22 protein-coding genes and 1 pseudogene are annotated in these 25,907 nt (G+C 65.0%); 11 read left to right on the forward strand and 12 right to left on the reverse strand.

Features of this window, described 5'->3' with window-relative positions; all coding sequences use genetic code 11:
• Positions 1 to 63: 63 nt before the first annotated feature.
• The gene (locus EH240_RS07750) at positions 64 to 1,176 is read right to left on the reverse strand and encodes an IS110 family RNA-guided transposase (protein ID WP_124996860.1); all 1,113 of its coding nucleotides are present in this window, start codon (positions 1,174 to 1,176) and stop codon (positions 64 to 66) included.
• Between the two features lie 335 nt (positions 1,177 to 1,511).
• On the opposite strand from EH240_RS07750, the gene EH240_RS07755 reads away from it, so the two are divergent.
• The 3 genes from EH240_RS07755 to EH240_RS07765 all read left to right on the forward strand — a co-directional run bounded on the left by EH240_RS07755 (position 1,512) and on the right by EH240_RS07765 (position 5,072).
• Positions 1,512 to 2,888: an aspartate aminotransferase family protein gene (locus EH240_RS07755; RefSeq protein WP_124996862.1), complete on the forward strand. Its 1,377-nt coding sequence runs from the start codon at positions 1,512 to 1,514 to the stop codon at positions 2,886 to 2,888.
• Positions 2,889 to 2,914: 26 nt separating this feature from the next.
• Positions 2,915 to 4,321: a glutamine synthetase family protein gene (locus EH240_RS07760; protein WP_124996864.1), complete on the forward strand. Its 1,407-nt coding sequence runs from the start codon at positions 2,915 to 2,917 to the stop codon at positions 4,319 to 4,321.
• 61 nt (positions 4,322 to 4,382) lie between these two features.
• A complete protein-coding gene (locus EH240_RS07765; protein WP_124996866.1) occupies positions 4,383 to 5,072 on the forward strand; it encodes a UdgX family uracil-DNA binding protein in 690 nt (229 codons plus the stop codon).
• On the opposite strand, the gene EH240_RS07770 is transcribed toward EH240_RS07765, so the two are convergent.
• The 4 genes from EH240_RS07770 to EH240_RS07785 form a co-directional block, all read right to left on the reverse strand.
• A complete protein-coding gene (locus tag EH240_RS07770; protein WP_124996868.1) occupies positions 5,069 to 6,337 on the reverse strand; it encodes a glycerate kinase type-2 family protein in 1,269 nt (422 codons plus the stop codon). The genes EH240_RS07765 and EH240_RS07770 overlap by 4 nt on opposite strands.
• Positions 6,334 to 6,837: a heme-degrading domain-containing protein gene (locus EH240_RS07775; RefSeq protein WP_124996870.1), complete on the reverse strand. Its 504-nt coding sequence runs from the start codon at positions 6,835 to 6,837 to the stop codon at positions 6,334 to 6,336. The genes EH240_RS07770 and EH240_RS07775 overlap by 4 nt, the downstream gene beginning before the upstream one ends.
• 77 nt (positions 6,838 to 6,914) lie before the next feature.
• Positions 6,915 to 8,228 (reverse strand): guanine deaminase, encoded by a 1,314-nt coding sequence (gene guaD, locus EH240_RS07780; RefSeq protein WP_124996872.1) that lies wholly within the window; start codon positions 8,226 to 8,228, stop codon positions 6,915 to 6,917.
• A 2-nt stretch (positions 8,229 to 8,230) separates the two neighbouring features.
• The gene (locus EH240_RS07785; protein ID WP_124996874.1) at positions 8,231 to 9,457 is read right to left on the reverse strand and encodes a urate hydroxylase PuuD; all 1,227 of its coding nucleotides are present in this window, start codon (positions 9,455 to 9,457) and stop codon (positions 8,231 to 8,233) included.
• 151 nt (positions 9,458 to 9,608) lie between these two features.
• Here EH240_RS07785 and EH240_RS07790 point away from each other — a divergent pair, with 151 nt between their 5' ends.
• The 3 genes from EH240_RS07790 to EH240_RS07800 all read left to right on the forward strand — a co-directional run bounded on the left by EH240_RS07790 (position 9,609) and on the right by EH240_RS07800 (position 13,181).
• Positions 9,609 to 10,529: a LysR family transcriptional regulator gene (locus EH240_RS07790; protein ID WP_124996876.1), complete on the forward strand. Its 921-nt coding sequence runs from the start codon at positions 9,609 to 9,611 to the stop codon at positions 10,527 to 10,529.
• A 424-nt stretch (positions 10,530 to 10,953) separates the two neighbouring features.
• On the forward strand, positions 10,954 to 11,934 hold the full coding sequence (locus tag EH240_RS07795) for an LLM class flavin-dependent oxidoreductase (RefSeq protein WP_245435860.1): 981 nt from the start codon (positions 10,954 to 10,956) through the stop codon (positions 11,932 to 11,934).
• Positions 11,931 to 13,181: an LLM class flavin-dependent oxidoreductase gene (locus tag EH240_RS07800; RefSeq protein WP_124996878.1), complete on the forward strand. Its 1,251-nt coding sequence runs from the start codon at positions 11,931 to 11,933 to the stop codon at positions 13,179 to 13,181. The genes EH240_RS07795 and EH240_RS07800 overlap by 4 nt, the downstream gene beginning before the upstream one ends.
• Positions 13,182 to 13,187: 6 nt before the next feature.
• Here the strand turns inward: EH240_RS07800 and EH240_RS07805 are convergent, their stop codons facing one another.
• The 5 genes from EH240_RS07805 to uraH form a co-directional block, all read right to left on the reverse strand.
• The gene (locus EH240_RS07805) at positions 13,188 to 14,024 is read right to left on the reverse strand and encodes a PhzF family phenazine biosynthesis protein (RefSeq protein ID WP_124996880.1); all 837 of its coding nucleotides are present in this window, start codon (positions 14,022 to 14,024) and stop codon (positions 13,188 to 13,190) included.
• Between the two features lie 145 nt (positions 14,025 to 14,169).
• On the reverse strand, positions 14,170 to 15,156 hold the full coding sequence (xdhC, locus tag EH240_RS07810; protein ID WP_124997168.1) for a xanthine dehydrogenase accessory protein XdhC: 987 nt from the start codon (positions 15,154 to 15,156) through the stop codon (positions 14,170 to 14,172).
• Positions 15,157 to 15,271: 115 nt separating this feature from the next.
• Positions 15,272 to 17,635: a xanthine dehydrogenase molybdopterin binding subunit gene (gene xdhB / locus EH240_RS07815; RefSeq protein WP_124996882.1), complete on the reverse strand. Its 2,364-nt coding sequence runs from the start codon at positions 17,633 to 17,635 to the stop codon at positions 15,272 to 15,274.
• Positions 17,635 to 19,116: a xanthine dehydrogenase small subunit gene (gene xdhA / locus EH240_RS07820; RefSeq protein ID WP_124996884.1), complete on the reverse strand. Its 1,482-nt coding sequence runs from the start codon at positions 19,114 to 19,116 to the stop codon at positions 17,635 to 17,637. Before xdhA ends, xdhB begins: the two co-directional genes overlap by 1 nt.
• Before the next feature lie 3 nt (positions 19,117 to 19,119).
• Entirely contained in the window at positions 19,120 to 19,494 is a 375-nt protein-coding gene (uraH, locus tag EH240_RS07825; RefSeq protein ID WP_124996886.1) for a hydroxyisourate hydrolase, read from the reverse strand.
• A 172-nt stretch (positions 19,495 to 19,666) separates the two neighbouring features.
• Between uraH and puuE the strand changes: the two genes are divergently transcribed.
• From puuE to EH240_RS07845, 4 genes are read left to right on the forward strand one after another with little or no spacing between them, the layout of a single operon-like run.
• Positions 19,667 to 21,091 (forward strand): allantoinase PuuE, encoded by a 1,425-nt coding sequence (gene puuE / locus EH240_RS07830; RefSeq protein WP_124996888.1) that lies wholly within the window; start codon positions 19,667 to 19,669, stop codon positions 21,089 to 21,091.
• A 10-nt stretch (positions 21,092 to 21,101) separates the two neighbouring features.
• The gene (locus EH240_RS07835; RefSeq protein WP_124996890.1) at positions 21,102 to 21,965 is read left to right on the forward strand and encodes a bifunctional allantoicase/(S)-ureidoglycine aminohydrolase; all 864 of its coding nucleotides are present in this window, start codon (positions 21,102 to 21,104) and stop codon (positions 21,963 to 21,965) included.
• Positions 21,962 to 22,453: an ureidoglycolate lyase gene (locus EH240_RS07840; RefSeq protein ID WP_124996892.1), complete on the forward strand. Its 492-nt coding sequence runs from the start codon at positions 21,962 to 21,964 to the stop codon at positions 22,451 to 22,453. Before EH240_RS07835 ends, EH240_RS07840 begins: the two co-directional genes overlap by 4 nt.
• Positions 22,454 to 22,470: 17 nt before the next feature.
• Entirely contained in the window at positions 22,471 to 23,064 is a 594-nt protein-coding gene (locus EH240_RS07845) for a nucleoside deaminase (protein WP_124996894.1), read from the forward strand.
• A 10-nt stretch (positions 23,065 to 23,074) separates the two neighbouring features.
• On the opposite strand, the gene EH240_RS07850 is transcribed toward EH240_RS07845, so the two are convergent.
• Together EH240_RS07850 and EH240_RS07855 are read right to left on the reverse strand one after the other, a co-directional pair.
• Positions 23,075 to 23,386: a BrnA antitoxin family protein gene (locus tag EH240_RS07850; RefSeq protein ID WP_124996896.1), complete on the reverse strand. Its 312-nt coding sequence runs from the start codon at positions 23,384 to 23,386 to the stop codon at positions 23,075 to 23,077.
• Positions 23,373 to 23,626: pseudogene (locus tag EH240_RS07855) on the reverse strand (BrnT family toxin). Before EH240_RS07855 ends, EH240_RS07850 begins: the two are co-directional and overlap by 14 nt.
• 187 nt (positions 23,627 to 23,813) lie before the next feature.
• On the opposite strand from EH240_RS07855, the gene EH240_RS07860 reads away from it, so the two are divergent.
• Positions 23,814 to 25,799 carry a CocE/NonD family hydrolase gene (locus EH240_RS07860; RefSeq protein ID WP_124997170.1) on the forward strand — a complete coding sequence of 662 codons (1,986 nt, stop codon included), beginning with the start codon at positions 23,814 to 23,816 and terminating at the stop codon, positions 25,797 to 25,799.
• Positions 25,800 to 25,907 lie beyond the last annotated feature (108 nt).

The following is a 25,907-nucleotide window of genomic DNA, read 5'->3' on the forward strand; positions in this document are numbered from 1 at the left end:
GACGGGAGTTCCCCACCGTGGCCCCACCCCCCAACACTGTGCAGCGGGTTGGGCCGAGACCGGCTATGACGGCGCGACCTCCCGGCCGATGGCCCACAAGAAGGCGGCCATCTCGCGTGCGATCGCAGCCACGACCACCGGCGGCTTCTTGCCGGCGGCGCTGAGGCGACGATAGCGGGCGCAGAGCCGGACCTGCCCCTTCCAGGCAATATCGCGGACAGCCTTGGGCAGCCCCTCGAGCCGCACCCTCAGGGTCATCTCACTGACCCTGGCAGGATAGCGGTAAGTCCATGCCGCTTCCACCAGGGCGCGGCGGGCGCGTCGATTGCCGGCGAGCGTAAGGCTCGACCGGCGAACCGTGTCACCGGTCGAGCGCTCCCCCGGGACAAGGCCGAGAAAGGCCATCAACTGCGGCGGCGTATCGAAGCGACGCACATCCCCAATCTCGGCCGCAAATATCACCGCGACCAGGAACGAGGCGCCGCGCATGGCCTGATAGACCTCGACGACCCGCGCCATGGACCAGGTTGGCACGACGGCGCGCAACCGCTCATCCAGGCGGTGTAGTCGCTGAGCCGCGTCCTCGATCGCGTCGATCTTCTCCTGGAACACGATCTGCTGCGCGGTATGCTCGAAGCTCTGGCGGGCAAGCCAGCGCCGGTGCGCCAATGTCCAATGACCGCCGTTCTCGTAGATCCGCCCATGGCGCAGGAGGAAGGAAAGTAGCTGCTGGCGTTTGCGGCGCAGGTCGTCGGCTGCGGCTTCGCGGGCCCGGACCAAATCGCGGACAGCCTCGTGGACTTCGTCCGGCACCCACACCCCGATCAGTTCGCCCGCCCGATGCAGTCGCGCCAGCGTGACCGCGTCCCGCCGGTTGGTCTTGACGCGCTCGCCCGGCCACTTCGGGATCAGGGCCGGCGCAACCACCATGCAGTCGTGACCAAGATCGCGGACCTGCCGGCACAACCCATAACCCGTCGGCCCAGCCTCGAAGCAGACGTGCAGTCGATCATACTTCTTTCCCAGCTTCTTGATCGTCCGCTCTATCGCCGCCGGACTATTCTCGACCTCGCCGACGAACCGGACCTCGCCGGTGCGGCCGCCCTCCGCGATCGCAACCGCGTGCTTCTTCTTGGCTACATCAAACGCGACAAATGCTTCGCTATACTCTCCCATGGCTCGCCCTCCGTGCGTGAGGATCGGCTCGGCCCATCCGAGCAACCCTCGTCTTTTAATCGCACGAAAGGGCGGGCCACCGTTCTCCGCCTCGGAACATGACGTCTAGGGGAATAAGGGAGTAGGGAGTAAGGGAGTAGGAAGCAGCAGTTGAACGACTGCCCTACTGCCCTACTGCCCTACTGCCCTACTGCCCTACTGCCCTACTGCCCTACTGCCCTACTGCCCTACTGCCCTACTGCCCTACTGCCCTACTGCCCTACTGCCCTACTGCCCGGCCAATTGCGGTTTTGCCAACCGGTTGGCACATTGCCGCGCGAGAACGAGGGGCCTTCATGCATTTAATCGACCAGATTTCCATCGGCGGCATCGCTGCCGCTCGCATCGCCGAATTGCGCGAGGCGGAAGCTGCTGCCTTCCGCAGGGCACGGCCGAAATCCGAGGCGAAGGTCGGCAACGGCATCGCCGGCTTCCTCGGCGGCGTGCCGATGCACTGGATGACCGACTGGCCGACGCCGTTTCCGATCCTCGTCGACGGCGCGAAGGGCGCCACCATCACCGACATCGACGGCAACAAGCTCGACGATTTCTGCCTCGGCGACACCGGCTCGATGCTCGGCCATTCGCCGCCGGCGGTCGCCCGCGCGATCCGCCGGCACGCCGGGCGCGGCCTGACCTACATGCTGCCCAGCGAGGATGCGCTGGCCATCGGCCCGCTCTTGCAGCAGCGCTTCGGCCTGCCCTACTGGCAGATCGCCACCACCGCCACCGACGCCAACCGCTTCGCGCTGCGCGTCGCCCGCGCGGTGACCGGCCGCGAGAAGATCCTGGTCTTCAACGGCTGCTATCACGGCTCGGTCGACGAGACGATGGTGCGGCTGATCGACGGCAGATCGGTCAACCGGCCGGGGCTGGCCGGCGAATTCCGGGATCTGACGCGGGCAACGAAGATCGTCGAGTTCAACGATGTCGCGGCTCTGGAAGCGGCGCTTGGCGAGCGCGATGTCGCCTGCGTCATCACCGAACCAGTGCTGACCAATTCCTGCATGGTGCTGCCAGAGCCCGACTTCCACGACGCGCTGCGCCGCCTGACGCGTGCGGCCGGTACGCTGCTTTTGATCGACGAGACGCATACCATCTCCACGGGCCCCGGCGGCTACACACGCCAATACGGGCTGGAGCCGGACCTGTTCGTGCTCGGCAAGCCGGTGGCGGGCGGCGTGCCGGCCAGCATCTGGGGGATGAGCGAAGAGGTCGCCACCCGCTATGGCGCCTATAATCGGACGAAGGAGCCCGGCCATTCCGGCATGGGCACGACGCTGTCGGCCAATCCTCTGCAGTTCGCGGCGATGCGCGCGGCGCTGGAAGAGGTGATGACCGAGGAGGCCTATACCCATATGGACCGGCTGGCGCGCCGCCTCGACGCCGGGCTGAGCGCCGTCATCGACCGGTACAAGCTGCCCTGGCATGTCGCGCGGGTCGGCGCCCGTGTCGAGTTCATCTGCGCGCCCGGTCCACTCAAGAATGGCGGCGAGGCGGAGACGGCGCATGCGCCGGAACTGGAAGCCGCCATCCATGTCGCGCTGGTCAATCGCGGCGTGCTGATCGCGCCGTTTCACAATATGATGCTGATCTCGCCGGTGACGACAGCGGCGCAAGTGAGCCGGCTGATCACCGCTTTCGGCGCGGTTGCAGCCAGACTTACGGCATGAGACAAGCAGTTGGAAGATTGGCGACCATGGACAATCCGAGCACAGTTGCGACCTCCCCTTCAGGCTCGAAACCCGTCGAGGCGAAGGCGTTTCTCGATGCCCACCCCGATATCGAGGCCTTTGACGTCGTGCTCACCGATGCCAACGGCATCGGCCGCGGCAAGATCGTGCGCCGGCACGAGCTGATGGGCATTTTCGAGAACGGCCGTCATATGCCGATCTCGATCCTCGGCCTCGACATCACCGGCGAGGACGTTCACGAGACCGGGCTGATCTGGGACACCGGCGACGGCGACCTCAGGGCGTGGCCGATCCCCGGCACCTTGGTGCCGCTCCACGGCACCAAGCCGCCGCGCGGCCAGGTGCTGATGTCGATGTATCACCTCGACGGGCAGCCGATGTCGTCCGATCCGCGGCTGGTGCTGGCCAGGCAGGTGGAACTGCTGGCGGAGCGCGGCCTGCATCCGGCAGGGGCCTTCGAGCTGGAATTTTTTCTCATTGCCAACGAGCGCGATGCGGACGGCAAGGTGCAGCCGGCACGCGCCGTGCTCGACGGCCGCCGCTCGGCCAAGACGGAGGTCTATTCGGTCGACCACCTGCACGGCATGGAGCCGCTGTTTTCCGACATCTACGCCGCCGCCAGGGCGCAAGGCATTCCAGCCGAGACGGTCATTTCGGAATATGCGCCCGGTCAATACGAGCTGACGCTCAACTACCGTAAGGATGTGATGCGGGCGGCGGACGACCTGGTCATGCTGAAACGGCTGGTCAGGGCACAGGCGCGCCGGCACGGCGTCACCGCCTGCTTCATGGCCAAGCCGATCGAGACCTATGCGGGGTCAGGCATGCATTTCCACGTCTCGCTGCAGGACGATGCCGGCCGAAACGTGTTTACCGAAGCCGCCGGCGAGAAATGGTCGCCAAAGCTGCTCAACGCGCTTGGCGGCCTGGTCGGCACCATGGCGGAATCGATGCTGGTGTTTGCGCCGCATGCCAATTCGTGGCGGCGCTTCGTCTCTCAGTCCTATGCGCCGGTGGCGCCGACCTGGGGCGTCAACAACCGGTCGGTGGCGCTGCGCGTGCCGGCGGGCGACGCCAAGAACCGCCGCATCGAGCACCGGCCGTCCGGTGTCGACGCCAATCCCTATCTGGTGGCGGCGACGGTGCTGGCCGGCATCGTCAAAGGGCTGGACGAGGGGCTGGACCCCGGACCGGAAACGACCGGCAATGGTTACGAGCAGGCAGCGGAAGCATCCACCATGCCGGTCGACTGGCGCGCCGCGATCGAAGCGGCCAGGGCTTCCGGTTTCCTGAAGTCGGCGCTCGGTCCCGACCTGCACCGGACCTTCGTGGCGATCAAGCAGGCGGAATATCTGCGCGTCGCGCGCACCGTCAGCGAGCTGGACTACCACCTCTATTTGCACGAGGTGTGAGGATCGGGAACCATCGCCGGGCTCGCCCATTTCAAATCTGAAAGCGGGCTGAGACAGAACGATGGCAACAACACCGTCAACAACGGCCTTGCAGCGTGAAGCGAGGCGTCCAACCGGGCGCGTCCCTGCGCCTGAGTCAGATCTGACTGCAGGGAGAGATGCCAGCTCCATCGGCGAGGCGCGCGAGGCGGCAAAAGGCTGCCGCCGCTGCCAGCTCTGGCGCAATGCCACGCAAACCGTGTTCGGCGAAGGGCCTGAGAGCGCCGAGGTCGTCTTCGTCGGCGAGCAGCCCGGCGACCAGGAGGATCTGGCCGGCAAGCCATTTGTCGGTCCAGCGGGAAGGATCCTCGACGCCACGCTGGACGATGCTGACATCGAGCGTCGGAAAACCTACGTCACCAACGCCGTCAAGCATTTCAAGTTCGAGCCGCGCGGCAAGCGACGCATCCATTCCAAGCCGAATGCCGGCGAGATCCAGGCCTGCCGCTGGTGGCTGGACAAGGAGCTCGACCTGATCAAGCCCCACGTTGCCGTGGCGCTCGGCGCGACGGCGGCGCAGGCGCTCCTCGGCAAGGCGGTGCCGGTGCTGAAGATGCGTGGCGAGGTGATCGAGCGCGACGACGGGCTCCGCGTCTTCATCACGATACACCCCTCGCTTATCCTGCGCATCCGCGAGCCGGCTGACAAGGACGCCGAGCGCGGGCGTTTTCTCAAGGATATGAGGAAGGTCAAGCAGCTGATGGCTGCTTAGGCTGCGCTTCTGATCAAAATCGCCCTGAGGTCGTTCACGTTAGTCCCGGTCGGGCCAGGAACGAAGAGGTCATCCACGGAATTGAACGCAGTCCAAGCATTGTTGCTGGCAAGCATGGCCTTGGCATCGACACCTGCGGCCCGCATGCGCGCCACCGTCGTGCCGTCAGCGAAGGCGCCGGCATTGTTCTCGGAGCCATCGATGCCGTCGGTGTCGGCGGCTAACGCATGAATACCCTCGACACCATCGATGCCTATGGCGAAAGCGAGCAGGAACTCCGAGTTGCGGCCGCCCTTGCCTTTTGCCCGCAGCGTCACCGTCGTCTCGCCGCCGGACAGGATCAGCACCGGCTTCTTGAAGGGACGGTTGCGCGTCGCCACCTGGCGGGCGATCGCGGCGTGGACGCCGCCGACCTCACGCGCCTCGCCTTCGATGGAATCGGAGAGGATCGCGGCCTCGACGCCTTGCCGCCTGGCTTCGGCGGCCGCCGCTTCCAGCGAGACGCCGGCCGAGGCGATGAGATGCACTTCGTTGCCGGCAAAACGCGGATCGTCGGTGCGCGGCGCGTTCGCGGCGGACGAATTGATATGCGCCATGACCGCATCCGGCAGCTTCATGCCGTAGGCGGCGATCGACGCCAGTGCATCCGCGCGGCTGCCGTTGTCGGGAACGGTTGGACCGGAAGCAACCAGCGCCGGATTGTCGCCGGGGATGTCGGAGACGACCAGCGACACGACCCTGGCCGGATGGGCGGCGGCGGCCAGGCGCCCGCCCTTGATGGTAGAGAGGTGCTTGCGGATGGTGTTCATCGCCGCGATCGGCGCGCCGGAGGCAAGCAGCGCCTCGTTGACGGCGATCTCGTCGGCTAAAGTCAGGCCGGGAGCGGGCGACGGCAGTAGCGCCGAGCCGCCGCCGGAGATCAGCGCCACGACCAGATCGTCGGCGGTAAGGCCACGCACCTTCTCCAGCAGCCGGCGCGAGGCCTCGAGGCCAGCCGCATCCGGCACCGGATGCGCCGCTTCGATGATCTCGATGCGCTCGCATTTGGCGCCATAGCCGTAGCGGGTGACGACCAGTCCTTCGATTGGACCGTCCCAGACCTTCTCGAAGGCCGCGGCCATCTGCGCCGAGCCTTTGCCGGCGCCGATGACGATGGTGCGCCCCTTCGGCCTTGCCGGCAAATGATTGCGGATCGTCTTTTCCGGATCGGCGGCAGCGACGGCGGCGTTGAAGATCGCTGCGAGGAAGGTTTTCGGATCGGTCATTTTGCTTCCGGCGGCAGCGCCAGTTGTCTCCGGTCGGCGCCCAGATGCGCGCACAGCGCATCGACCACGACACCATGGTCCTCGCGCTCCGGCAGGCCGGAGACGGCGATGACGCCGATCACGCCGGCGCCCGTCACGGTGACGGGAAAGCCGCCGCCGGCGAGCACATAGTCGGCAATGTCCAGACCTTCGCCGACCTTGAAGGTGCGGTCGGGCCGCTGCTGCTCCAGCACCATGCGGTAGGTGCTCTTGAGGAACCGCTTCACCACGTTGATCTTGCGCCGCGCCCAGTCAGGATTGGAGGCATTCGAGCCCGGCATCGCGGCATAGAACAGCGGCCGGTCGAAGGTCCTGATGTCGACGATGATCGGAAGATTTTCCTTCAGCGCCCGGTTCCTGATCGCCGAACCGATCTCGAAGGCGACGGCCTCGTCGAAGGCCGGGAAGACGAGCGTGGCCTCCTGTTTCTTGATCAGAGCGATGTCGTCGGCGATAGCCATGGCGTTCCCCTGTCAGCGTCGACGCACGCTTTGGCGGATGGCTGACGCGGGGTCAAGCGGGTAGCACATAAATGATGTTATGCCGTGATGACGCTCTTGGCCGGCCGGCCCGACACATAGACCTCGCGCACGGCGCGATCGTCGCCCAGCGTCTGCAGCAGGAAGAGCTCCTCCGCCAGCGTTTCCGCCGTCTCCATCCTCAGCCGCATCGCCGGCGTGGCGTGGGCGTCGAGCACGACGATGTCGGCATCAGTGCCTTCGTCCAGCGTGCCGACCTTGTCGGCGACCGAAAGCGCCTCGGCGTTGCCGCGCGTCAATTGCCAAAAAGACTGGAAGGGGTTCAACTTCTCGCCATTCAGCGCAATGACCTTGTAGCCTTCGTCCATGGTGCGCAGCATCGAATAGTTGGTGCCGCCGCCGACATCGGTGGCTGCCGCGATCCTGAGCGGCTTTTCGCGCTGGCGGTAGCGCTGGTAGTCGAACAGGCCGGAGCCGAGGAACAGATTGGAGGTCGGGCAGAACACCGCCACCGAGCCCGACTCGGCAAGTGCATCCGCCTCGCGTTCGGAAAGGTGAATGCAGTGGCCGAACAGGCTCTTGCTGCCAAGCAAACCGTAATGCTCATAGATGTCGGTGTAGTCGCGCGACCAGGGATAGAGCTCCTGCGTGAAGGCGATCTCGGCGTGGTTTTCCGACAGATGCGTCTGCATGTGGAGATCGGAATGTTCCCGGCAGAGCGCGCCGGCCATCTCCAGCTGCTCGGGCGAGGAGGTGATGGCGAAGCGCGGCGTGATGGCATAGAGCTGGCGGCCCTTGCCGTGCCATTCGGCAATCAGCGCCTTGCTGTCGTCATAGCCGGTCTGCGGCGTGTCGAGCACGCCTTCGGGCGCGTTGCGGTCCATCATCACCTTGCCGGCGATGTTGAGCATGTTGCGGTCATGCGACTCGGCGAAGAAGGCTTCCGCCGATGCCTTGTGCACCGAGCAATATGCAGCAACGGTCGTCGTGCCGTGACGCACCATCTCGTCGAGGAAGAGGCGGGCGATGCGGCGGCCGTGCTGGGCGTTCTGGAACTTCGTTTCCTCGGGAAAAGTGTATTTGTTAAGCCAGTCGAGCAACTCGGCGCCGTAGGAGGCGATGATCTGCATCTGCGGGAAGTGCACATGCGCGTCGATGAAGCCGGGCAGGATGAGGTGTGGGCGATGATCGATCGTCTCGACACCGGCGCCCGCGCGCTTTGCGACCTCGGCATAGGGACCGGCAGCAACGATCTTGCCGTCATCGAGCAGCAGCCCGCCATCCTCCACGTAACGCCAGGCGGAATGGTCGTCGATCGCTTCGGGCCAGTGCAGGAAGGACAGCGTGCGACCGCGCAGGAGTTTTGTTGTCATGCTTACTTTCCGGCGCCTTCGAACCAGGCCGCCAAAAGGGCCCGTTCCTGGTCGGTTATCTGGGTGACGTTGGCGGGCGGCATGGCATGGGCGCGGCCGGCCTGCAGGTAGATTTCGCGGGCATGCTCGGCGATGCGCTGGTCGGTGTCGAGCAGCACGTCCTTGGGCGCATGGTAGATGCCTTCATAGACGGGCTCCTCGGCATGGCACATCGAGCAGCGGCCGAGCACGGTGTCGCGCACGGCCGGGAAATGCGCCGAGGCCATATAGACCTGGGCCGCGGCGGAAGCGGCTGAGGTCTTCGGCTCACCAGTCAAAACCTTCGGCACGGTCGATAGCCAGATGATGATCATGAACAGCACGGCGGCGCCGAGCCAGGTCCAGGTCGGGTTGCCCTTGCGGGCATGCACCGTGTTGAAATAGTGCCGGATCAGCACGCCGATGATGAAGACCAGCGAGGCGATGACCCAGTTGAACTCGGTGCCGAAGGCCAGCGGGTAATGGTTCGACAGCATCAGAAACAGGACCGGCAAGGTCAGGTAGTTGTTGTGCAGCGAGCGCTGCTTGGCGATCTTGCCGTATTTCGGGTCCGGCTTGCGGCCGGCGATCAGGTCGGCGACGACGATCTTCTGGTTGGGGATGATGACCATGAAGACATTGGCCGACATGATCGTGGCGGTGATGGCGCCGAGATGCAGGAAGGCGGCGCGCCCGGTGAAGAGGTGGGTGAGCCCCCAGGCGATGAACACCAGCACGCAGTAGAGCACAAGCATCAGCCCGGTGTCGCTTTTTCCCAGCGGCGAGCGGCAGAGCAGGTCGTAGACGATCCAGCCGACGCCGATGGTGGCCAGCGACAGCAGGATGCCGACCGGCACCGAGATGTTGAGCACGTTGGGATCGATCAGAAACAGATCGGCACCGGCGTAGTATACCACGCAGAGCATGGCGAAGCCCGACAGCCAGGTGGCGTAAGACTCCCATTTGAACCATGTCAGGTGTTCCGGCATTTCGGCCGGCGCCACCAGATATTTCTGGATGTGGTAGAAGCCGCCGCCATGCACCTGCCATTCCTCACCGAAGGCGCCGGCGGGCAGGCCGGGACGCTGCCGCAGCCCGAGATCGAGGGCGACGAAATAGAAAGACGAGCCGATCCAGGCGATGCCGGTGATGACATGCAGCCAGCGAACGGCGAAGCTCAGCCAGTCCCAGAAAATCGCAAAATCCGTCATCGAGTCGCCCCTGGGAAATCGTCCCTGCCGATCAGGCGACTTTACGGTCTGGAGCGCAAACGAAAAGAGGCGAGGTGCGCGATGACTTTCAAAAAAAAATGGAAAATACTAGGCTTGGTATATTGAGCTGCCCGAGAGCCACGAACGCCGCATGGCCTATCTCGACAACATCGCCGTCTTCGTTCGCGTCGTCGAGCTCGGCAATCTGTCGGCGGCCGGCCGCGACATGCGCATTTCGCCGGCGGTGGCCTCGAACCGCATCAAGGAATTGGAGAAGCATCTTGGCGTGCGGCTGTTCAACCGCACCACGAGGCAGTTGATGCCGACCGAGCACGGCACGGTGTTCTACACCGGCGCCAAGCAGGTGCTGGACGCGATCACAGAAGCGGAAGCCGCTGTCGCCGCGCTCTCCGGCCAGCCGCGCGGGACGATCAGGGTGACGGCGCCGCTCGGCCTCGGCCGGCGGCTGATCGCCTCGGGCATTCCGGACTTCCACGACAAATATCCAGATATCGAGGTGCGGCTCAGGCTCTCCGACCACAATGTCGACATCATGAAGGAAGGCATCGATGTCGCTTTCCGGCTCGGCATCATCGAGGATTCCAGCCTGAGAATGCGCGGCATCATGGAATGCGAGCGCGTGCTGGTGGCGGCGCCGAAATATCTGGAAGCGCGCGGCGAGCCGGCCGAGCCGCAGGAGCTGATCGGCAAGAAGCACGACTGCCTGATGCTGCGCTATGCCGGCGCGCGCGAATTCGTCTGGACGCTGCAGACGCCGACCGGCGTGCAGAAGCTCGAGGTGCACGGCCCTTACGATACCGACGACGGCGATGTGCTGACCGGCTGGGCGCTGTCGGGGCGCGGCATCATCAACAAGCCGCGCTTCGAGGTCGAGCCGTTCATCCGCGACCGGCGGCTGAAAGTCATCCTGGCCAAGACGCCGCCGACGCCGGTGCAGTTCGCCGCAGTCTATCCGCACAAGAAGCTGCAGGACCCGAAGGTGCGCCTGCTGCTCGACTTCATGGCCGATCGCTGCCAGCGGCTGATCAAGGACATTCTTGCCGGCAAGTAGGGGCCAATGGTGTTGCACAGATTGGGGATTGGTCGAAGCCTCCCCAATGTCGTCATCCTTGGGCGTAGCGACGCGAAGTGGAGCGAAGACCCAAGGCCATGCCGTGACCTCAGCCGAGGAATGCAGCAGAGCAGAATTCTGCACCGCTGGCGGAGCTTCGATGTAACGGCATGGATCCTGGGGTCTGCGCCGCGTCGCTACGCTCCTTGCTTCGCCCCAGGATGACGACGTGATGGGCGTTTCAGCCAATTGCCAAGGTATGCGGCCCGTCAACGCTACTCCGGCCCGTCAAGACTTCTGCCTCAAGGTAGGCGATGACTGGCCGGCACGTGACGGCCTTGTGGCCCACTTGATCCCGTTGTCTTGCGCGAAAGCGGGCCTAGGTTGGTGGCCAGAACGGCTGCCCGATTTTCAGGGCAGCCGAATGGACAGCAGCGTCATGCATCGCGCCGTTTCGCTCAACATTGCTTCCGCCACCGGGCAGGCCGGCCTGACATTTGTTGAGATCGCCGGCTTCGTGCGGAAGGCGGAGGAGGCCGGGATCGATATGGTCGTCATCTCCGATGCAACGGACGAGCGATCGAGCAGCCCCTTCGAGGCGACCACGCTTCTGGCGGCGCTGGCGACGGTGACCGAAAGCATCGGACTCGTCGCCAGCGCATCGACGCTCGCGCACCAGCCCTACAACCTGGCGCGCCGTTTCGCCTCGCTCGACATCATCAGCCGCGGCCGCATTGGCTGGAACGCGACAATGAGGCAGAATCCGCGCGACGCGGTGAATTTCAGCCGACCGGGTGGCATTGCCGAGGACGATTTTCGCCGCCGCGCGGAAGAGTTCATCGGCATCGTGCAGAGCCTGTGGCGTGGCTGGGACGCCGACGCTTTGCTGTTCGACAAGGACGGGGGCCGGTACCACGATCCCGAAAAGATGCACCTGCTCGACCACAAGGGCGAGTTCTTCTCGGTGCGCGGACCGCTCAACGTCGCCCGATCGCGGCAGGATACGCCGGTGCTGGTCTTGTCCGGCCTAGCAGAGGCCGACCTCGATTTCGCCGCCCGCGTTGCCGATGCGATCCTGCTCGATGAGCAATCGCCGGAAGTTGCAAATGTTGCTTGCGACGATCTGAGGCGCCGGGCACGGGCCGCAGGACGCCGACCGAATGCGGTGAAGGTGCTGGCGGCCATCCCTGCAGGACCTGAGCTCACCTTCGAGAGGCTGGACGACTGGCTGGCCCCGCAAGGGTGTGACGGCCTCACCTTTGCTTTGCCGGCTGACCTTTCCGCGATCGATGACTTCGCCGATCGCGTCCTGCCGGAACTTCGCCGTAGCGGCCTGGCCCGATCCGCCTATGGCGGGGCGACGCTGCGCGACCATCTCGGTCTCGGCGCGGGAGGCGCAAAATGAGCACGCGCCAGATGAAGCTCGGCCTGTTCCTGTGGGCGACCGGCCACCACATCGCCGCCTGGCGCCATGCGGACGCGCATGTGAGAGCCGGCATCGACATCGGCCACTACATCGAGCTGGCGCGGACGGCGGAAGTGGCGAAGTTCGACATGGTCTTCTGCGAGGACGCCGCCGGCCTGCGCGAGGCCGATGTCCAAATCGCCAGCCAGACCTCGCGCTCGATCGGCTTCGAGCCGATCAGCCTGCTTTCAGCCCTCGCCGCTCAGACCGAGCGCATCGGCCTCGTCTCGACCGCCTCGACGAGCTACAACGAGCCCTACGGCCTGGCCCGCGCCTTCGCCTCGCTCGACAATCTGAGCGGCGGCCGCGCCGGCTGGAACCTCGTCACGTCTGCCAGCCCTATCGAAGCCGCGAATTTCGGCTCGACGGGTCTCAGGCCGCATGCCGACCGCTACGAACGCGCCCGCGAATTCGCGACCGTCATCACCGGCCTGTGGCACCGCAAGGCGTCCGGCCATGACGGCCGGAGCTTTTCGCTGCGTGACCCGCTCGACATACCGCCTTCGCCGCAAGGCGCGCCGGTGATGGTGCAGGCCGGCGCCTCCGACGACGGCAAGGATCTGGCCGCGCGAACGGCTGATGTCGTGTTCTCGGCGGCGCAGGCTTTCGAGGAGGCCAAGGCTTTTTATGACGATCTCAAAGGACGCTTGGAGGCCTATGGACGCCAGCCGGACGATGTGAAGATCATGCCCGGCGTGTCACCCATCGTTGCGGCAACGAAAGCCGAGGCTCAGGCAAAATACGAGGCGCTGCAGGAGCTGATCCCCGACGATGTCGGCGTCGCGTTGCTCTCCAGCTATCTCAGCATCTCCGACCTCCGGCGCTATCCGATCGACGGACCGCTGCCCGAGCTGCCGGAAAGCGAAGGGATGAAAAGCCGGCAGGCGCTGGTCGTCGAGCAGGCGCGCCGCGACGGTCTCTCGATCCGCGAGCTCGCGCGGTACTTTGCCGGCGCGCGCGGCCATTGGCGCGTCGTCGGCACCGCCAAGCAGATCGCCGACGAATTGCAGGCGCGGTTCGAGGGCGGCGCGGCGGACGGCTTCAACGTGATGCCGTCTTGGTTTCCTGGCGAATTGGTCGCCTTCGCGACCCTGGTCATTCCGGAGCTGCAGCGGCGCGGCCTGTTCCGCAAGGACTATGAAGGCCGCACGCTGCGTGACCATCTCGGCCTGAAGCGGCCTTTTTGAAAGACTTCAGCCTGCGTCCATCAGGCGGGCCGTTCCGGATACCCTGATCGAGCTGCCGGGCGCTGGCGGAATGTCGGCGTGGAGCTGCGAGCGCATGCCCATGTCCTCGCCTTGGGCGATGTCGATCGAGCCGCCATGCGGCCAGGCGATGTCGCGCAGATAGCCGGCAAAGGCCGCGGTCGCGGCGCCCGTCGCCGGATCCTCGTAGACGCCGCCGGAAGCGAACGGATTGCGGGTGTGGAATAGACGCGGCGTCTCGGCACAGGCAAGCAGGATCGTGACCAGCCCTTCGCGCCGCATCAAGGCCTGGCCCTGCTTGAAATCATAAACCATCGCGGCAAGCGCCTCGCGCGACTTCAGCGCCAGCACGAGGTGATCAGCGCCGCCATGGATCAGCGCCGGCGGGATGGCCGGATCGAGATCGCCCGGCTGATAACCGAACATGGCCAGTGTCTCGCCGGCCAGTTCGGCCGAAGCCAGCCGGCTGCGTGTCGGCGGCGATTGCAGGGCGGCGGCGAAGTTGGCGCCGTCGCGGAATCCTTCGACAGTGATGTTGGCCTGGTTGAGAGCCAGTTTGAAAAAGCCGTCGCCGAACTGTCTGACGAGCGCCGCGCCCAGTGCGATGGTGGCGTGGCCGCAGAACGGCACTTCCGATTCCGGCGAAAAATAGCGGACGCGCCAGCCATCGCTCTCGGGCGCAGCGAAGACGGTTTCGGAGAAGCCTACCTCGGCGGCCACGCGTTGCATGTCGGCGACGTCGGGCAAGGCTTCAGCGATCACCACGCCGGCCGGGTTGCCGCCGGCGTTCCCGTCCGAAAATGCCGCTATGCGCAAAACGTCCATTTCGCTCGCCCCGTGTTCGTCAGGCGCGCAGAAAACACGTTCCGGGCCGCTTTGGGAAACGAAGAAAGCGAGGAGCAGCTGTGAGTGGCGGTCATATCTCCCGGCATAGAGGACTTGTTCTTCGCCTTGCGGATCGCCGGCGCAATCAGCCGGCCATCGCCTTTTCGGGCGTGTTCGAAGCCGACGCCCGGGCTGAGTGCGATGCCAGAGCGGTCATGATCTCGGCAGCGGCAAGCGCGGCAATCACCGGCGGGCGCTTGTCCTTCACGGCGTTGCCGCCGATCGGCGTGACGAGCTGGCCGAACTGCGCTTCGCTGCCCTCGGCCAACTTCAGGAACCAGTTCTTGAACGTCGCCTTCTTGGTCTTCGAACCGATCATGCCGACATAGGCGGCGTCATCGCGTTTCAGCGCCTCGGCGACGATCAGGAAATCGAGCGCGTGGTCGTGGGTGAGGATGGCGAAGGCCGATCCGGCAGGCGCGTCGCGAACGACGCTTTCGGGCATCGCCGTCAATCTCGTCTCGACCGTCTCCGGCATGCCTTCCAGCGCGTCCGCCCGTGTCTCGACGACGACGACATGGATGGGCAGCAGCGCCAGCGCAGCGGCCAGCGCCTGGCCGACATGGCCGCCGCCGAAGACATAGACATGCGGCAGATGCGCCTCCTCGGCCTCGGCCTTGGCGATCAGTTCCTGTTCAAGCGTTGCATCGACTGGACGGATCAGCACCTCGACCCTGCCGCCGCAGCACTGGCCGATCTCGGGACCGAGCGGAACATCGAGCGTGGCGCTTGTATCCCTCCCCCTTGCGGGGAGGGTGGCGGCGGAGCCGCCAGGTGGGGTCGCCGCGGCAGCGCTCGACATAATTTTAGGTCGCGCGCTGCCTCCGCCGACCCCCTCTGGCCGCTTCGCGGCCATCTCCCCCTCGGAGGGGGAGATAAGCTGCCGCGCCTTGTCGATGGCCATATATTCGAGCTGGCCGCCGCCGATGGTGCCGAAAATCGCCGATGCCGAGACGAGCATGAAGGCTCCGGCCTCGCGCGGCGTGGAGCCTTTCGTGGCCGCAACCTCTACCAGCGCGACCCGGCCGGCCTGGCCGAGAAACGCCTTCAAGCTTTGCACGTTCGCGTTCATCGTCTGCATTTTGCCTGTTTGGCGCATGATCCTTTCCGAAAATCGATGCCGTTTTCGGGGTCATACGCTGCCGAAATATAGGGTTTTTCGGCCCGAATTGCACGTTTTGGCCCGTTCAGGCCGGCTTTGCGGCTTCCCGCCTCAGCCTTTCGATCGCCATCAGCACCCGTTCCGGCGTCGCCGGGGCGTCGAGCCGCGGGCAGATCTTGTGATCGGCGACGCTCGCCACCGCGTCGGACAGCGCATGCAGCACCGACATGCCGTGCGGCAGCGGCGGCTCGCCGACCGCCTTGGAGCGATGGATGGTCGGCTCATAGGCCGACGACCAGTCGGTTAGCTTGACGTTGAATATCTTCGGCCGGTCGGAAGCGAGCGGGATCTTGTAAGTCGACGGCGCATGGGTGCGCAGCCGACCGCTGTCGTCCCACCAGAGTTCCTCCGTCGTCAGCCAGCCCATGCCCTGGATGAAGCCGCCCTCGACCTGGCCGAGGTCGATCGCCTGGTTCAGCGACCGGCCAGCGTCATGCAGGATGTCGGTGCGCTCGACGACATATTCACCGGTCAGCGTGTCGACAGAGACTTCCGAGCAGGCCGCGCCATAGGCGTAGTAGTAGAAGGCATGGCCCCGGCCCTTGCTGCGGTCCCAGTGGATCTTGGGCGTCTTGTAGAAGCCCGCCGCCGAAAGCTGGATGCGGCTGATATAGGCCTGCTTGACAAGGTCGTTGAAGGCAACTTCCTGGTTGCCGACGCGAACCCGGTTGGGCAGGAACACCACCTGGTCGAGCGGCACTTGATATTTCTCGGCCGCGAAATCGGTCAGCCGCTTGCGGATCTGGCGGGCGGCATTCTGCGCAGCCATGCCGTTGAGGTCAGCGCCGGAGGACGCGGCCGTCGGCGAGGTGTTCGGCACCTTGGCGGTGGTGGTGGCGGTGATCTTGACCCTGTCGAGGTCGATCTGGAACTCCTCGGCGACGACCTGCGCCACCTTGAGATGCAGGCCCTGCCCCATCTCGGTGCCGCCATGGTTCATGTGCACCGAGCCGTCAGCATAGACATGCACCAGCGCGCCGGCCTGGTTGGCTTCGGTCTTGGTAAAGGAGATGCCGAACTTGACCGGCGTCATCGCCAGGCCGCGCTTGATGAAGCGGCTGTTGTTGTTGAACGCGCTGATCTCGCGCCGGCGCCGCGCATAGTTGCAGCTCTCCTCCAGCTCCGCGACGATGCGGTGGATGATGTTGTCCTCGACCCTCTGGTGGTAGGGCGTGAAGCAGCGTTCGCCGATGGCGTCCATCGGGTCGTAGAAATTCAGCTTGCGGATTTCGAGCGGGTCCTTGCCGACCGCGAAGGCCACCTCGTCGATGACGCGCTCGGCGCCGACCATGCCCTGCGGGCCGCCGAAGCCGCGGAAGGCGGTGTTGGAGACGGTGTTGGTGTAGAGCGGCACCGACTTGGCGTGGACCGCAGGATAGAAATAGGCGTTGTCGCAGTGGAACAGCGCGCGGTCGCCGACCGGGCCCGACAGGTCGGCGGAATACCCGCAGCGCAAGGCGTAGGTGAAGTCGACGCCGAGGATGTTGCCCTCGTCGTCGAAGCCGACCTCGTAGTCGATGGCGAAATCATGCCGCTTGCCGGTCGCGGTCATATCCTCGTCGCGATCGAGCCTGATCTTGACCGCGCGCTTCAGCTTCTTGGCGGCGATGGCGGCGATGGCCGCGCACTGGTTAGCCTGCGTCTCCTTGCCGCCGAAGCCGCCGCCCATGCGGCGCACTTCGACCGTTACCGCATGGCTCGGCACGCCGAGCGCGTGCGCGACCAGGTGCTGCGTCTCGCTCGGCCCCTGCGTCGAGCAATAGACGATGACCTCGTCGTCCTCGCCCGGCACGGCGAGAGAAACCTGACCCTCGAGATAGAAATGGTCCTGGCCGCCGAGCCACATGCGGTTCTTGACGCGGCGGGGCGCTGCCGCGATCGCTGCCGCCGCATCGCCGCGCTTGAGGATCAGCGGCGTCGTGACCTGCTTGTCCTTGACCGGGTCGAGATCCCAGATGTCGATCACGGCCGGGAGCTCGTCATATTCGATCTTTGCCAGGCGCGCCGCGCGGCGCGCCTCCTCGCGCGTGTTGGCGACCACGGCGAAGATCGGCTGGCCGTAGAACTCAACCTTGCCTTCGGCGAGCACCGGATCGTCATGCATGTTGCTCGGCGAGATGTCGTTCGCGCCGGGCACGTCGGCATGGGTCAGCACGTCGACGACGCCGGGCGCTGAGCGCACCGCCGACAGGTCGACGCTTTTCAAGGTGCCGTGCGCGACCTTGGAAAGGCCGAGGCCGACATGCAGCGTGCCGGCGGGCTCCGGCATGTCGTCGATATAGACGGCGGTGCCGCTGACATGCTTGTGCGCGGAATCGTGCCGCTGCTCGGTGGCGACGCCGCCGACGATCTTCTCGGCTTTGAGATTGGGAGTGGCGTGCTTGTTCATCAGGCCGCCTCGTTGCGCGACACCTGGAACGGCGCCTTCGTTCCTGTCGTCTCGACATAGAAGCGCAGCAGCAGGTTCCTCGCCGCCATGGCCCGGTATTCGGCGGTCGCCCGCATGTCGGTCAGCGGCGTGAAGTCGCTGGCATATTCAGCCATCGCTGCCTCCACCGTCGCCTCGCTCCAGGTTTTGCCGATGAGCGCCTTCTCGACCGCCGTGGCACGCTTCGGCGTCGGTGCCATGCCGCCATAGGCGATGCGAATATCGGCCACGGTGCCGTCCTTGGCGAGCGTCAGATGGAAGGCGCCGAGCGTCGCGGTGATGTCCTCGTCGCGGCGCTTGGTGACCTTGTAGACGGCAAAGCTCGTGCCCTTTGCCGGCACAGGCACATGCACGGCTTCCACGAATTCGCCGGGCTGGCGATCCTGCTTGCCATAGGCGATGAAGAAGGTTTCGAGAGGGATCGTTCGGCGCGCTTTGCCCTTGCGCAGCGTGAGCTGCGCGCCAAGCGCGATCAGCGGCGGCGGTGTGTCGCCGATCGGCGAGCCGTTGGCAACGTTGCCGCCGATGGTGCCCATGTTGCGCACCTGCTCGCCGCCGATGCGGTCGACCAGCGGCCCCAGCGCCGGGATGCGCTTCGACAGGGTCTCGAAGGCCTCGCTGTAGGTGACGCCGGCGCCGATCGTGATCACACCGTCGGCCTCGGACATCGTGCGCAGGCCATCGAGCCCGCCGATGAAGATCGCCGGCGAGATGTCGCGCATATGCTTGGTGACCCACAGGCCGACATCGGTCGAGCCGGCGACGATGGTGGCGCCCGGCTCCTTCTCGAGCGCGGCCGCGAAATCGTCGACATCGGCCGGCACGATCAGCCGCTGCTTGGCCGAGCCGACCTCGACCCTGGCGCCGTCGCGCAGCGCCTCCAGGCGCGCGGCGATGTCATTGCGCTCCACCGCCAGCGGGTCCTTCGCCGCCTTGCCGTAGCTAGAAATGGCACGCGCCGCGCGCATGATCGCCTCGTAGCCCGTGCAACGGCAGAGATTGCCCTGCAGCGCCTTTTCGATCGCCGCATCGGAGGGGTTGGGCGTCTTCATCCACAGCGCATAGAGCGACATAACGAAGCCCGGCGTGCAGAAGCCGCATTGCGAGCCGTGGAAATCGACGACCGCTTGCTGCACGGGGTGCAGCTTCTCGCCGTCACCGCGCAGGTGCTCGACGGTAACGACATGGGTGCCATCGAGCGAGCCCATGAAGCGGATGCAGGCATTGACGCTTTCGTAGACCAGACCTTCGGCGGAGAGCTTGCCGACCAGCACCGTGCAGGCGCCGCAGTCGCCCTCGGCGCAGCCTTCCTTGGTGCCGCGCAGCGAGCGATCGAGCCGCAGCCAGTCGAGCAAGGTCGCATCGGGCGCGATGTCGGTGAGCGCGACGTCGGCACCGTTGAGGATGAAGCGTATTTCGTTGCGGGTCTTGGTTTCGGCCATCTTTCAGCTCCCCCGATAGGTCGAGTAACCGTAGGGCGAAATCAAGAGCGGCACATGGTAATGCCGTTCTTCCGCCATGCCGAAACGGATCGGCACGACGTCCAGGAAGGCAGGCTGCGGCAGGCTGATGCCTTGCCCGCGCAGATAGTCGCCGGCGGCGAAGACCAGCTCATATTCGCCGGTGCGGAAGTCGGCGCCGGCAAGCAAAGGCGCGTCGCAGCGGCCGTCGTCGTTGGTGGTGACGGTCTTCAAATGCGTGCGAGCCTCGCCTGAGACGCGGAAAAGCGCGATCGAGAGGCCCTTTGCCGGCCTGCCCGTCGCGGTGTCGAGCACATGGGTCGTCAGGCGCCCGCCATCGGCTTTCGACGTTTCTGCCACTGCCCGCCTCCCATCCCGGTACACGTTTCAGGTCAATTGTGCGCCAATTAAAGGCGATGCATAAGTCCCGGTCGAGCGGAGTGCGGCAAAAAGCACTTTCAAAAATTTTCGGGGGAATGCACAGGCACTCCTTTCGATATCTTCATCTCAACAATCGGGCAGGAGCGACCCAATGCGTTACGAACGGGACATGCGCGGTTACGGGGCCAATCCACCGGATCCGAAATGGCCCGGCGGCGCGCATGTCGCGGTGCAATTCGTCGTCAACTACGAGGAAGGCGGCGAGAATTGCGTGCTGCACGGCGACAAGGCCTCGGAAGCCTTCCTGTCCGAGATCGTCGGCGCCGCCCCCTGGGTCGGCCAGCGCCACTGGAACATGGAATCGATCTACGAATACGGCGCCCGGGCCGGCTTCTGGCGGCTCTACCGGCTGTTCACCGAAGCGCAGGTGCCGGTGACCTGCTACGGCGTCGCCACCGCGCTTGCCCGCTCGCCAGACCAGGTCGCGGCCATGCAGGAGGCCGGCTGGGAGATCGCCTCGCACGGGCTGAAATGGATCGACTACCGCGACCATAGCGCGGAGGATGAGCGGCGCGACCTCGAAGAGACGATCCGTTTGCATTACGAAGTGACCGGCGCGCGGCCGACCGGCTGGTATACCGGCCGCACTTCCGTCAATACGGTGCGGCTCGTCGCCGAGGAAGGCGGCTTCGATTACGTCTCCGATACCTATGACGACGAATTGCCCTACTGGTTCGACCCGGATGGGTTGGAGAAGCCCCAGCTCATCATCCCCTACACGCTCGACGCCAACGACATGCGTTTCGCGACGCCGCAAGGGTTCAACTCGGGCGACCAGTTCTTCGCCTATCTGAAGGACAGCTTCGACACGCTCTATGCCGAGGGCAGGGCTGGGCGGCCGCGCATGATGAATATCGGCCTGCACTGCCGGCTGGTCGGCCGTCCGGGCCGCGTGGCGGCGCTGAAGCGCTTCGTCGACTATGTGAGGTCGCATGACAAGGTGTGGCTGACGCGGCGCATCGACATCGCCAGGCATTGGCGCGAGACGCATCCTCACCGCGCGCCGGCACTGCGCCCGTCCAGGATGGAGTTCGAAGCTTTCGTGCATGCCTTCGGCGGCGTGTTCGAGCATTCGCCCTGGATCGCGGAGCGTGCCTACGAGCTGGAGCTTGGGCCCGCGCATGACAGCGCCGGCGGCCTGCACAACGCGCTCTGCCGCGTCTTCCGCGCGGCGACGGAGGCAGAGCGGCTTTCCGTGCTCAACGCCCATCCCGACCTTGCCGGCAAGCTGGCGGCGGCCAAGCGGCTGACGCCGGAATCGGCCAGGGAACAGGCTTCCGCCGGGCTCGACGCGCTGACCGACAAGGAGCGCGAGCTGTTCTCGAAACTCAACGCCGCCTACGTCACCACCTTCGGCTTTCCCTTCATCATCGCGGTCAAGGGCAAGACAAAGGACCAGATCCTGGCGGAGTTCGAGGCGCGCATCGGCAACAGCCGCGGTGTCGAATTCGAAACCGCCTGCAGACAGGTCGAGCGCATCGCGCTGCGTCGGCTGAAAGACATGCTTCCACAATAGGCTTCAACACATGGATATGATGAAAATGGCCGAGCGAACCTACTATGCGCCGCATGGCGGCCATCCCGGCCAGACAGAGCTCTTGACCGGCCGCGCCGTCTTCACCGAGGCCTATGCCGTCATCCCCAAGGGCGTGATGCAGGACATCGTCACCAGCCCGCTGCCGTTCTGGGACAAGACCAGGGCATGGATCATCGCAAGGCCGCTCTCGGGCTTCGCCGAGACGTTTTCGCAGTACATCGTCGAGGTTCTGCCCGGCGGCGGCAGCGACCGGCCTGAGCTCGATGCCGGCGCCGAGGGCGTGCTGTTCGTGGTCGAAGGTGAGCTCACCGTCTCGCTTGCCGGCAAGAAGCATATGCTTGCCCCCGGCGGCTTCGCCTTCCTGCCGCCATCCAGCGGCTGGACGGTGCGCAACGACAGCGGCGATGCGGTCCGCTTCCACTGGATCCGCAAGGCTTATGAGGCCGTGGACGGCCTCGACGTGCCGGAACCCTTCTTCGCGAGCGACCAGGAGGTGGCGCCGAGCCCAATGCCCGGCACCGAGGGTCGCTGGGCCACGACGCGTTTCGTCGACCCGGCCGACCTGCGCCACGACATGCATGTCACCATCGTGACGCTGGAGCCGGGCGCCGTCATTCCCTTTGCCGAGACCCATGTCATGGAGCACGGGCTCTATGTGCTCGAGGGCAAGGCCGTCTACCGCCTCAACCAGGACTGGGTCGAGGTCGAGGCCGGCGACTTCATGTGGCTGCGCGCCTTCTGTCCCCAGGCCTGCTATGCCGGCGGTCCGGGCAAGTTCCGTTACCTGCTCTACAAGGACGTCAACCGGCACGCCAAGCTCGGCGGCGCCGGCATCGGGGGGCGCCCCCGGTGACCCGCATCGTCGCCCAGCCGCTGACGCGCGAAAGCTTCGCGCCCTTCGGCGACGTCATCGACATGGGCGGCGACAACCGCTACCCGATCAATGGTGGCAAGGCGATGCGCTACCACGACCTCGCCACCGCCGAGGCCATCGGCCCGAATGCGCGCGTGCTGATCTCGATGGTGCGCGGGACGCCCTATGAGATGCCGCTGAAGCTCACCATGGTCGAGCGCCATCCGCTCGGCAGCCAGGCTTTTATTCCATTGTCGCCCAGACCGTTCCTGGTCGTCGTCTGCCATGACAGCAAGGACGGTCCGGGCGAGCCGCATGCTTTCGTCACCGCGCCCGGCCAAGGCATCAACTACCGGCGCAACCTCTGGCACGGCTTGCTGACGCCGATCGGCGAGGAGCAGGACTTCCTCATCGTCGACCGCGGCGGCGACGGCTCCAATCTCGAGGAGTGCCATTTTTCGCACCCCTACGAGATCCACCTTCCTTGAACGGTTTCGGATTTCCCATGACCGACATCTCGCTGATCGACCGCCTGCTCGACGTGATCGAGCACGACATCGTGCCGAAGACGGCTGCAGGCGTTGCCCACGGCAACAAGCTGTTCGGCGCCGCGATCCTGAGGAAGGACGACCGCTCGCTGGTGCTCGCCGAAACCAACAACGAGACAGAAAACCCGCTCTGGCACGGCGAGGTGCATTGCCTGAAGCGCTTCTACGAGATGCCGAAGGCCGAGCGCGTCGACACCAGGGATGCGGTGTTCCTGGCAACACACGAGCCCTGCTCGCTGTGCCTGTCAGCGATCACCTGGACCGGCTTCGACAATTTCTACTACCTCTTCAGCCACGAGGATTCGCGCGACAGTTTTGCCATCCCGCACGACCTGAAAATCCTGAAGGAGGTCTTCACCCTTGATCCCGGCGGCTACAACGCCGAGAACGCTTATTGGAAGAGTTTTTCGATCCGCCGGCTGGTGCGCGCGTTGCCTGAAGTCGAGCGCAAGCGGCTGGAGGCACGCATCGGTAAGATCTCGGCGCGCTATGATGAACTTTCCGGCGCCTATCAGGCGAGCAAGGCCGACAACGACATTCCGCTGAACTGAACGGCTTGGCCTAGCCTACTTTCGCATTCTTCAGCACCTCATTTATTTTCGCCTGCCAGCCCTTGCCCGTCGCCTTGAACTTGTTGATGACCTCCTGGTCAAGGCGGATGGAAACAACTTGCTTGGGCTTCTCCACGGCTGGCCGGCCGCGAGCACGCCTTATGCTTTCGAAAAGCTCCGGAACCGCTTCTGTGAAGGGCTTGGCTTGCGCCAGTTGTTCATCGGTTGCCTCCGCATCCTCGGGATCAGCGGCGATTTGCCTCTGAATTTCCTCTTCCTCCTCATCGGTGAGCGGTCGAGCGCGCGATTTAGGATTGTTCATATACTGACCTTTCCTTTCGGCTGGCACGACGCATCGAGATCACCGAGATCGCTTCGGAACCCAGCGGCCTGAAAATCACGGTAGGATGGATCGTTTGAATTCGCCAATCGCCATCAACCGGCCAGCTTTGGCCGGAAGGACGATTGAAGCCGCAAAAAACTCGATATCGAGATCGGCGAAGTCGAGACCCCGGTTTTCGAGGTTCGTCATGCGCTTCGGCTCATCCCAAACGATTTTCAGGCAAGATCATCCGGTGAGTCTGCGTCGGGCCAAAGTGAATAAATGTAATACATAAATTAATATGGCAGCGCAAGTTGAAAGTCGAACGGTCCGCCGGTCATCAGCAACTGGACAGGTCGCATATTCCGCTGCGCCAAGTTGCGAATAGCGATTGAAAGTCGTCTCCCGGCAGGGCGTTATGCGTGCCATGAAAACCGTCACCGAATTTCCCCGCAAGGTCGTCGAATTTCCCGATATGGGCATCGTCATGCCGGATGGGTGCCGGCTGTCGGCGCGCATCTGGATGCCGGAGGACGCTGACGACAATCCGGTGCCGGCGATCCTCGAGCACCTGCCCTACCGCAAGCGCGACGGCACAATCTTCCGCGATCAGCTGACCCATCCCTATTTCGCCGGCCACGGCTACGCCTCGATCCGCGTCGACATGCGCGGCAATGGCGATTCCGAAGGGTTGATGGACGACGAATATTCCGAGCAGGAATTGCAGGACGCCTGCGACGTCATCGCCTGGGCGGCCGCACAGCCCTGGTGCAACGGCAATGTCGGCATGATGGGCATTTCCTGGGGCGGCTTCAACTGCCTGCAGGTCGCGGCCAAACAGCCACCGGCGCTGAAGGCGGTGATCAGCCTGTGCTCGACCGTCGACCGCTATGCCGACGACATCCACTACAAGGGCGGCTGCCTGCTGCTCGAAAATTTCGGCTGGGCCTCGACGATGCTCTCCTACTCGTCGCGGCCGCCGGACCCGCTGATCGCCGGCGGCAACCGCTGGCGCGACCTGTGGCTTGATCGGCTGGAGAACCAGCCCTTCCTTCTGCCGCTCTGGCTCAGCCACCAGCACCGCGACACCTATTGGATGCGCGGCTCGATCTGCGAGGATTTTTCGGCTGTTCATGCGGCGGTGCTGTCGGTCGGCGGCTGGCATGACGGCTACCGCAACACGATCTCCAATCTCGTCACCAACATTCAGTCGCCGGTGAAGGGCATTGTCGGCCCCTGGATCCACAAATACCCGCATTACGCGGGACCCAAACCGGCCATCGGCTTCCTGCAGGAGGCGTTGCGCTGGTGGGACCGCTGGCTGAAGGGCGACGAGACCGGCGTGGAGGCCGACCCGGACTACCGCGCCTATGTGATGGACAGCGTGCGCCCGGCCCGCTGGCATCCGGAGCGGCCTGGCCGCTGGGTGGCGGAACAGGAATGGCCTTCGTCCAATATCAACGTCGAGGCCATCGAGCTCATCCCCGAAGGCGCCAAGCCGGCGATCGTCGCCTCACCGCAAAGCTGCGGGCTGGCCGGCGGCGAGTATTTTCCCTTCACCTTCGGGCCGGAACTGCCGGGCGACCAGCGCCCCGACGATGCGCTTTCGGTCTGTTTCGACCAGGCCGAACTCAAGGAGGCGATCGACATCGTCGGCGCGCCGGAGGTCGAAGTTCGGCTTTCCTCCGATCGCCGCCAGGCCAATATCGCGGTGCGGCTCTGCGACGTGCACCCCGACGGCGCCTCGGAACTGATCTCCTACGGCGTGCTCAACCTCACCCATCGCAACTCGCATGAGTTCCCCGAAGCGCTGACGCCGGGCGAGACGGTGTCCGCGCGCGTCGTGCTCGACCAGTGCGCCTATCGGGTGCCGGCCGGCCATCGGCTACGCGTTGCGGTCTCGACCGCTTACTGGCCGATGATCTGGCCTTCGCCGGAACCGGTGACGCTCGAATTGTCGGCGGCGACGCTCAAGCTTCCGCTGCGCCCGCTGGCTAACGGCGACGAGGTCTCGTTCGCCGAACCGGAGGGAGCCACCCCCTGGGCGACCGAGACGATCAGGCCCGCCAATTCCGAACGGCATATCGACCGCAATGAGAAGACCGGCGTCGTCACGCTTTCCATCAACGACGATTTCGGCGAGTTGCGCGACGTCGCGCACGGCCTCGTTCACGGCAGCATCGCCCGGGAGACATGGGCCATCCACCCCGACGATCCGCTGTCGGCTACCGGCAGCACGCACTGGACGCAGACCTTCTCGCGGAGTGAATGGGCGGTGCGGACCGAAACAGTCGCCGACATGCGCTCGGACGCGCAAGACTTCATCCTCAGCGCCAGGATCGAGGCCTATGAGGGCGACAAGCTGGTGTTCGAGCGCGACTTCAAGCAGACGATTCCCCGCGCCCTCGTCTGAGCGCTGGCAAGATTGGTCCAACGCGACGCGCCATTTACGCCACGGCATGTCGCATTCGGTCTTGCTTACAGCTTTCCGTTACGTTCATTATCCCTCACAAGAAACAAG

Source organism: Mesorhizobium tamadayense (genome assembly GCF_003863365.1).
Taxonomy (GTDB): domain Bacteria; phylum Pseudomonadota; class Alphaproteobacteria; order Rhizobiales; family Rhizobiaceae; genus Mesorhizobium; species Mesorhizobium tamadayense.